The organism is Saccharopolyspora karakumensis (assembly GCF_004349225.1).
Taxonomy (GTDB): domain Bacteria; phylum Actinomycetota; class Actinomycetes; order Mycobacteriales; family Pseudonocardiaceae; genus Saccharopolyspora; species Saccharopolyspora endophytica.
Genome location: NZ_SMLA01000099.1, coordinates 1 through 8486, shown reverse-complemented (window position 1 = coordinate 8486; position 8486 = coordinate 1). Strand labels below are relative to the sequence as shown.

Here is an 8486-nt window from a genome sequence, read left to right as displayed (position 1 = left end):
CACCGGGGGTGCGTTGGTGGGCGATGGGGCGCCAACCGTGGTCATGGGAACCTCCGCGTTGAGGCGATTCGAGAGGGTGGGCAGCGGCGTGGTGGACGTTCTGGTGCTGCGCACCGACATGTCGACGAGCTTGTCTGACATGTTCGAGGTGTTGGCGGAAGGGTTTACCGGCTCTGGCCCTGCGCCGTCAAGAGTCTTTTCCGCAGATTGTGGACTGCTCGTGGGGTTTGACGAGCGGGCCTTGCTCTTCTAACTTGTCTGACATCAACCCAACAGGGGGTGCGACGTGGCGGCCAGACGACCGCAGCGGCGACCGGTCGTGGAGCTCTACGAGCGGATCGTCGAAGCAATCCGGCAGGAGACCTACCCACCTGGCTCGACGTTGCCGTCCGAGCCCGACCTCGCCGCTGATCTCGGCGTGAGCCGGCCGGCGCTGCGCGAGGCGCTCCTGCTGCTGCAGGAGGACGGCGTGATCACCGTGCGGCGCGGGGTGGGGCGGACCGTCAACGACCGCCCGGCCAGGCGCGGTTTCGAGCGGCTGCAACCGATCGAGAGCCTGTTCGGCGCGGACGCGGCCAAGATCCGGCCGCTGGCGCGCGTGCTGGAAGAGCCGACCGATCTGGTCATGCAGCACCTTCCGGTCCCGGCCAGCTGCGAGATCTGGTTCTGGGAGAGCGTCGTCGACATCGACGGCGTGCCCAGCGGTCTGGTGGAGGAGTGGAGCGCGCACGACGACGCGCTGGCCGCCGTCGACCCGGGGCTCCCCGCTGCGCTGGCCGAAGCCGAGGCGCAGCCGAGCACGATGCTGCACGTGGTCTCGGGTCTCGACCCCTACCTGCCGTTGAGCGGATCGAGCGCGGTCAGCGCGACGGTGCTCGGGCGGCGACGGGGCGAAGTCCTGGATCGCTCCCCGGACACCCCGGTCGTGTTGATCACGCAGGTCGTCTCCGTCGAGCGCACCCCGCTGATCGCGGCGAAGTACGTGTTGCCCAGCGGTGCACCGAGCATCCCGGTGCGCCAATCCCGATGAGCACGTCCCGGTTCCGCGTGCGACCGCGATCGCGCGCGGAACGCGCGCAGGACCCCGAAAGCAGAAAGGCACGCAACCGATGGCGCCCAAGCGAACACTGATCGTCGACTGCGACACCGGCATCGACGACGCCCTCGCGCTGCTCTACCTGCTCGGGGACCCGGGAGTCGAGATCAGCGCCATCACCACGGTTTTCGGCAACACCGACGCCGAAACGGCGGCGCTCAACACGCTGCGGGTGCTCGAACTGGCGGGCCGATCGGACATCCCGGTCGCGGTGGGCGCTCTGAGCAACTGGTGCGGCGAAGCGCATCTCGCGCCCTACGTCCACGGCTCCGACGGTCTGGGCAACACGAACCTGCCCGCCCCGGCGACGGCGCCGTGCGACGAACCCGCCGCGGAGCTCATCGTGCGGCTCGCCCGGGAGAACCCCGGGACCACGCACCTGCTGGCCATCGGCCCGCTGACCAACCTCGCCACCGCTCTGCTGCTCGAACCGGAACTGCCCGACCTGGTCGAGCACGTGACGATCATGGGTGGCGCGGTGCGGCACCCGGGCAACGCCACCCCGGCGTCGGAGGCCAACATCCACAACGACCCGGAAGCGGCTCGGATCGTGCTGCGGGCGGGTTGGCCGGTGACCATGGTCCCGCTGGACGCCACCATGGGCGAGGTCCTCACCGAGAAGCACCAGCAGCGGCTCGCCGAATGCGGTTCGCCGGTGGCCGCTTTCACCTCGACCATCCTGCAGCAGTACTTCGACTTCTACGAGCGCGACATCTTCGGCGAGCGGCGAGCCGCCTGCCACGACCCGTTGGCGGCGGCGATCGCGGCCGGTGACGTCGTGCCGGTGCTGGCCCCGGTGGTGCCCACCGACGTGGACACCGGGAACGGTCCCGGGCGCGGCGCGACGGTCGCCGACGTCCGCGGTCAGTACCGCGATTTCCCGACGCAGGAGGGCGCGAACGTGCGCGTGGTCCTCGAAACCGACCGCACGTTCCCGGAAATGCTGGTCGACCGGCTCTGCGGTGCGCCCGAACCCACGCAGCGGGTCGCGTGAGCGCAGCACGTCCGGAGAGGCGAAGCGTGCGCAGGACAGATGCGGGAGGAAGAACGATGTCGCGCGAACTGGACGTCGTCGTGGTCGGGTCGCTGAACGTCGACCTCACCGCGGGAGTGCGGCGTCACCCCCAGCCGGGGGAAACGGTGCAGGCGACCGCGTTGACCACCAGTGCCGGTGGCAAAGGGGCGAACCAGGCCGTGGCCGCCGCGCGGTTGGGCGCCCGGACGGCCCTGGTGGGCCGGGTCGGCGCCGACGCGCACGGGGAGGACCTGCTGGCGGCCCTGCGCGCCGACGGCGTCGAGACGGCTCACGCCCTCCGCGACGAATCGGCGGCCACCGGCACCGCGCTGATCACCGTGGCCGCCACCGGCGAGAACAGCATCGTCGTCGCCGCGGCGGCCAACGCCCGGTTGTCCCCGCGAGACATCGCCTCCGCCCGGTCGTTGATCGCCTCCGCGCGCGTCGTCTCGGTGGTCCTGGAGGTCCCGGTGGAAACCGTGTGCGCAGCGGCGCGCGCGGCGCGAGAGGCCGGGGCGCGCTTGTCGCTGAACCTCTCGCCGGTGGTCGACCTGCCCGGGGATGTGCTCGCCGCCGCCGACCCGCTGATCGTCAACGAGCACGAGGCGCGAGAAGTGCTGCGAATTCACGGCTCTCAGGTTCCCGAGGGCGAAGTCGCCTACGCGGAGGCGCTCCGGCAGGTCGGTGCGCGATCGGCCGTGGTCACCTTGGGCGCGCGCGGCGCGGTGGTCGCCGAGCCCGGTCACACCGAGCACGTCCCGGGGATCCCGGCCGACGCGGTCGACACCACCGGAGCCGGCGACGCCTTCGCCGCTACCGTGGCCTGGCGCATCGGCCGAGGCGACTCGCTGCCCGAGGCGGCCCGATGGGCCACCCGCGTCGGAGCCCGCAGCGTGCAGCACCCGGGCGCCCAGCCGTCCTACCCCGAGCTCGACCAGCTGACCGGGACAACGGAGCGTCGCCATGCCGGCTCGCCGTCGGCATCCTCGTCCTGAACACGAGCGGGGCCAGGGCGCAGACGCACCGGAGCCTGCGGCGACTACGCCGTTGTGCGCAGCCGCGGGGTCAGGCTCTGGTCGTCCAGGGCGACCAGGCCGGACTCGTCGATGGTTTCGGCGGTCTCGGAGGCGAAGTCGACCAGCTCCTGCACTGCGATGGAGTGCGGGGGATGTTGGCTGTAGGGGCGGATGTGGTCGGCCGCCCGGCGCAGCAGAGCGGCGGCTCCGGTGGCGTTGCCCCGGTGCAGGTGTGTCAGGCCGACGGCGAGTTGGGCCAGTCCCTTCCACAGGGCGCGCTGCGCGCTGGGAGCCGTCTTCCACGCCCCTTCGAGGACTTCGTGGGCGTGGAACGGGCGCCCGTCGTCGAGGAGTTGCTGGGCCTGCTCCAGGCTCTCGTGCGGGGTGAGCACGAGGTCTTCATCGATGCGCTCGACGCCCGGCGTGCCGTGCGGCAGCGGGCGGCCGAGCCCATCGCGCGGACGGGCGTTGCGAGCCCGCCCCTGTTCATCCCGGTCGCGTTCAGCCATGCACCCGAGTGTCCCTGACTCCCGCTCTCATCTCAGGGGCCGAGACGAGGGCAGCCGGGGTGAGCGGACACCTGCTAGACATGGTGTCCATGCGCAACCCGTGGACCGTGCACATCTCGGACGCGTTGCAGGTCCGGCTGGACCGCTACCGCGACGACCGCCCTGGCCGCACCACGACGACGGTGGTGCTCGAGGCCATCGAGCACCTGCGCGCGGACCTCCCCGAGCTGGTGCGCACAGCGCACGCCCGTCCGGCGTCACCGTGGGCAGCACCACCGTGGCAGCAGCGCTACCTCGGTTCGGGGCCGGTGCAGATCCAACTCCGGCCCGGGGTGGCCGAAGCCGACGTGCTGGGCCAGGTCTCTGCCGAACTCAGCGGTCTCCCGCCGGCGACGTGGATCCCGCCGCTGCTCAACGCCTACCTGCCCGGCCGCAAGGAACCCGACAACATGCCCTGGTTGATGCAGGAAACCGGCTCCTGACAACCCGTTTCCCGTGCCAGGCATGCCGAGCACGCAGGCGCATGGCGGAGAACCAGCGCGGCGAGCCGCCCGGCGGGCGAGCGCCCGGGCGCGAGTTCGGCGATCCACCGCCGACTCGCAGCGCCGATAGAGGCTCTTTATCGAAGCCTTTCAGAATTCGTCTAGCCAGATTTCCCGATCCGTTTGATCGAGCGGTGCGCAGCTGAGAGCCTCTGCGGAAGCACACAACGAAAAAGGGTCCTGCTGCTGCGGTGCAGGATGTGTCGCATCGCGTCGAGCGCCGGGCCGCGCCGAGCTTGAGTCACCGGCGCAGGATGAAATCGTGATGCCGGCGCATCGACAGCCGGCGACGCCCGGTTCGGGCGTCCTGTGAGGAGGTTCATCACGCCTGTCGAACCTCGTCGTTCCCCGCGGGAATGGCGATGCATTCCACTCGTGCCGAAGTTCTCCAAAACTGGTGAATCAGGATTTCACATGAAAACATCGCACAACGAGCGGACGGCGAATCATACCGTTTTCGCGGTATCGGTGGCCGTTTCGGCGTTGATCGTCCTGTGGGGAGCGGTGGACCCGAGCGGGTTCGGGACCGCGACGACTCAGCTCTTCAACCACGTCGTATCGGATTTGAGCTGGTTCTTCCTGGTCACCGCGAACATTTTCCTCGTGTTCGTCATCTACCTGGGAATGAGCCGCTACGGGCGGATCAAGCTCGGTGCCGATCGGGATAGACCGGAATTCGGCCGATTGTCCTGGTTCGCCATGATGTTCCAGGCGGGAATGGGGCCCGCGATCATCTTCTGGGGCCTGGCCGAACCGCTGTCGCACTACGTCGACGTCCCCTTCGGACTCGCTCCGCCCGGCAGCGACGAAGCCGCCGGGGTCGCGATCAAGTACTCGTTCTTCCACTGGGCGCTGCACCCGTGGGCGATCTACGCGGTCGCGGGCCTGGCCGTGGCCTACTTCACCCATCGCAAGAACGAGCGGGGCCTGCTCAGCGCGGTCTTCCGGCCGCTGCTCGGCGATCGCGTCGACGGACCGCTGGGCAAGGTCATCGACGTGCTGGCGGTGCTGGCGGTGGTGTTCGGCATCGCCGTGGCGCTGGGGCAGGCGGGCCTGCAGATGACCGCGGGACTGGGCGAGACCTTCGGGTTGCCCACCGGAATCGTCGTGCAGCTGATCGTGCTGGCGCTGACCACGGCCGCTTTCATGGGCTCGGCGACGACGCGGATCGAGCACGGCATCAAGTGGCTGTCGAACATCAGCATGCTCATCGCCCCGGTCCTGCTGATCTTCTACTTCGTCGTGGGCCCGAGCACCACCCAGATCAACGCCTTCACCGAGGGCCTCGGCGCGTACCTGGGCGACATCGTGCCGATGAGCTTCCGGCTGGACGCCTTCAGCCCGGACAACGGGTGGATGGGCAGCTGGACCGTCTTCTACTGGTCCTGGTGGATCGCCTGGGCCCCGTACGTGGGTCTGTTCATGGCGCGGATCTCTCGGGGTCGCACGATCCGCGAGTTCGTCGCGGCCACCGTGCTGGTGCCCAGCCTGGTCAGCATGATCTGGATCGCGGTGTTCGGCGGCGCCGCGCTGCAGCTGGCGCGCAGCGGTCTGGCCGGTGACATCGCACAGACCGTGCAGCAGAGCCCCGCGGCCGGGATGTTCGTGTTCATCCAGCAGTACCCGATGGCCGGGATCATGTCGGTGATCACGCTGATCGTGCTGTGGGTGTTCTTCGTCGCGGGCGCCGACGCGGGCACGGTGGTGCTGGGCGAGCTGTCCACGGGCGGCGAGCCGCACCCCAAGACCTGGGTGCGGCTGCTGTGGGGGGTGCTGCTCGCCGGTGTCGCCGCCGTGCTGCTGGTCTCCGGCGGCCTCGACGGGCTGCAGAAGGCCTCGGTGCTCACCGGGACGCCCTTCGCGATCATCCTGGTCGGCATCTGCGTGGCGTTCTACAAGACCCTCCGGGATGAGCACGGCCCGAACAGCGCTCAGGCGCCGATCTCCAACGCAGCACCACCCGAGGAGGCTCCGCAGGACGCCGAGGTAGCCGCGGTCGGCGCGGAACCCACCCGGAGCGAGAACCGATGACCTCAGCGATTGCTCTGCGCGGTCGAGGCAAGCTCGTCAAGCCCCGCGTCGAGATCACCCGCCGCTACGGCGGGCGGAGGAGCGGCCCGGTGCGCTGCCCGCCTGAAACCGCGCCGTGAGCCGTGGCCGACGCTCCGCGAGGCCCCGAGCGCTACACCCGGCGCAGCCTGACGGCCGGTTGCCTCGTCATCAGCGGCGACAGCGGCACTGACGACCCCACCGTCACACGGGAACTGCGGCGGGTGCGCGCCGAGAGGGCCGACGCCTTCGCGGCCAAGATCCGCAGTGATGTGGCCGCGGGCGTGCTCCCCTCGGACACCGACGCAGCGGCGCTCGCCCGCTACGTCATGGCGGTGCTCAGCGGGATCGCCCAGGCAGCCCGCGACGGCGTCAGCCGGGAGGAGCTGCGCCGCACCGCCGAGGTCGCCACCCGCGCGTGACCCTGACCGAACACTGACGAATGGCCTTCGCAACAGCGCGCTCGCGGTGATCCGGTCGGAGCCTGTCCGCGGCCGTGATGAACGATCGAAGACGAATCGAGCGGGACTTGCACCACGGGAGGCAGCAGCAGCTGGTAGCACTGGGAATGGTGCTCGGGCGGGCGATCAGGGTCATCGGCAGCAGCCCCGGCGCCGACCGTGCCCGGCAAGCGCATGAGGCCCGGCCGCGCCTTGGCGGAGCTGCGGGAGGTGAGCTGACGGGTCTATTGGGTCGGGTTTGACTCGAAGTAGGGGCGGTGCGGGCTATCCGGGCTCTTTTCGGCGTGCCTGCCCTTTCATGCTGTACGAGCTTTCCAACTCCCTCGCTGTCACTCGACGCGGTGTTTCCCCGGGAGTGTGGTTTCAGCCGAGCTGGATGATGCTTCCGCTGAATCCGTGCTCGCGGCTCGCCGATCTGGTGTGCGCAGCCAAGGTGCTCACGTTGTGGTCCTCGGCGAGCACCCGACCGCCGAGGACCTGATCGGTCATGCTCAGGATGACCTGCGCCTCGTCGAACTCTCCCGCCTCGATGGCTTCGAACGCCGTGGACACTGCGGCGTCCAGCAGCAGGTCCTCGATCGTCGCCCGCGTGCTGCCGCGCTGTTGCGGTAGTACCTGGTATTTCGAAATCATCATGTGCTCCTCGTCATGCCGAGCTCAACGGTTGCAGACTGCGACGAGCTCGCGCTCCGTGCGGATCCGTTGTCCCGACATGTCCACACGATGGTGTTCCTTTGCGCGCTGAAGTAACGCGCAAGCCGGGCCTCGCTGCGTCTTTCTGGCTGGCTATGAACCGCGACCTCGAAAAGGGCATCGTGCGAGCTAGCCCTCTCGGCACTTTTTAGCTCTGCGTTCTTCGAAACGGTCGATGGTCGCGTGGGCGGGATCAGCGAAAGCCTGCAGCAGGCGCCCACCCGGGAGGTCTAGGACCCCGCCGTGCAATGTGGACTGCGAAGTTCCTGTGGTGCTGGCGATGGTCCGAGGTGTAACGCCCGTTCCTCCAGGGCACCCCAGCGCTATGTGTTGTCCTGCAGCCGCTGCCGGTGCTGTGATGGGCGGGCTCTTCGGGGCTCTGGCCCGGCTACGGCGTGGCAAACCGCTGCATCCGCACGGCACGGTGTACGAAGCCGTGCTGCGGCGAACGGGGGCGCCGCAGCCCTGGTTCGCGGAGTGGCTGGACGAAGCCGGTGAGGATCACGGGTTGGTCCGCATTTCCAGGTCGATGGGACTCCCCGAGCTCTTACCGGACGTGTTCGGCCTCGCGTTCACGTTCAGCGGGCCATCCGGCGACCGCCACGACCTGTTGCTCGCCACCACCGGTTTGCGGCCGAGTCTGCGGTATGTCCTGCTGCCCCATCTGAATCCGCTCGCGGGGACGTACGGCTCGCTCCTGCCCTACAGGGCAGGGCGAGGGTTGGTCCTGCTAGCCGCCGTGCCGTTGGCTCCGGCCGATTCGGTGGTGGCGAGCTTCCGGCTGCTCACGGCCACGCCGACGGGACGGTGGCGGCCATTCGGCAGGTTGGACCTCACCGGCCGCACCGGGGCGAGATCCGACCAACCCCTCCGCTTCGATCCCGTTCTTCACGTCCTACCAGGACTTGCCTGGCCGTCTGCGTGCCAACGCATTCGCGAACCCGCGTACGCGGCAGCGCGTCGAGAGCAAGCGTCGTCCCACCGCTGACGGATCGCAATCGGAGGCCGTTCTGCTGGTTGTGGACAACGGGGCATCGCCGAAGGTGATACCGGTCGTTGACGTCCTTCGCGTCAGGTCCGCTTCGGGGCGGGGAGAGGCCAGGGG

The 8486-nt window shown here is 69.3% G+C and carries 9 protein-coding genes; 7 read left to right on the top strand and 2 right to left on the bottom strand.

Annotation, left to right across the window (positions count from 1 at the left end; all coding sequences use genetic code 11):
* The first annotated feature begins 286 nt into the window (after nt 1–286).
* From E1202_RS30580 to E1202_RS30570, 3 genes are all read left to right on the top strand, one after another.
* Nucleotides 287–1030 carry a GntR family transcriptional regulator gene (locus tag E1202_RS30580; protein ID WP_132686787.1) on the top strand — a complete coding sequence of 248 codons (744 nt, stop codon included), beginning with the start codon at nt 287–289 and terminating at the stop codon, nt 1028–1030.
* 79 nt (nt 1031–1109) lie between these two features.
* The gene (locus tag E1202_RS30575) at nt 1110–2090 is read left to right on the top strand and encodes a nucleoside hydrolase (protein WP_132686786.1); all 981 of its coding nucleotides are present in this window, start codon (nt 1110–1112) and stop codon (nt 2088–2090) included.
* Between the two features lie 56 nt (nt 2091–2146).
* On the top strand, nt 2147–3106 hold the full coding sequence (locus E1202_RS30570) for a ribokinase (RefSeq protein ID WP_132686785.1): 960 nt from the start codon (nt 2147–2149) through the stop codon (nt 3104–3106).
* A 44-nt stretch (nt 3107–3150) separates the two neighbouring features.
* On the opposite strand, the gene E1202_RS30565 is transcribed toward E1202_RS30570, so the two are convergent.
* Nucleotides 3151–3636, bottom strand: coding sequence for a DUF309 domain-containing protein (locus tag E1202_RS30565; RefSeq protein WP_132686784.1), 486 nt, complete (start codon nt 3634–3636; stop codon nt 3151–3153).
* Between the two features lie 59 nt (nt 3637–3695).
* Between E1202_RS30565 and E1202_RS30560 the strand changes: the two genes are divergently transcribed.
* The 4 genes from E1202_RS30560 (at nt 3696) to E1202_RS30550 (ending at nt 6649) form a co-directional block, all read left to right on the top strand.
* Nucleotides 3696–4118, top strand: coding sequence for a hypothetical protein (locus E1202_RS30560; protein ID WP_132686783.1), 423 nt, complete (start codon nt 3696–3698; stop codon nt 4116–4118).
* A gap of 528 nt (nt 4119–4646) precedes the next feature.
* Nucleotides 4647–6209, top strand: a complete 1563-nt coding sequence (locus E1202_RS30555; RefSeq protein ID WP_235879127.1) for a BCCT family transporter — start codon at nt 4647–4649, stop codon at nt 6207–6209.
* Complete coding sequence (locus tag E1202_RS32735; RefSeq protein ID WP_268952402.1) at nt 6206–6328, top strand: hypothetical protein; 123 nt, start codon at nt 6206–6208, stop codon at nt 6326–6328. Before E1202_RS30555 ends, E1202_RS32735 begins: the two co-directional genes overlap by 4 nt.
* Nucleotides 6329–6331: 3 nt before the next feature.
* Nucleotides 6332–6649, top strand: coding sequence for a TetR family transcriptional regulator C-terminal domain-containing protein (locus E1202_RS30550; RefSeq protein WP_132686781.1), 318 nt, complete (start codon nt 6332–6334; stop codon nt 6647–6649).
* Nucleotides 6650–7051: 402 nt separating this feature from the next.
* Here E1202_RS30550 and E1202_RS30540 read toward each other — a convergent pair whose 3' ends face one another.
* Nucleotides 7052–7321, bottom strand: a complete 270-nt coding sequence (locus E1202_RS30540; RefSeq protein ID WP_132686780.1) for a hypothetical protein — start codon at nt 7319–7321, stop codon at nt 7052–7054.
* Nucleotides 7322–8486: the final 1165 nt, after the last annotated feature.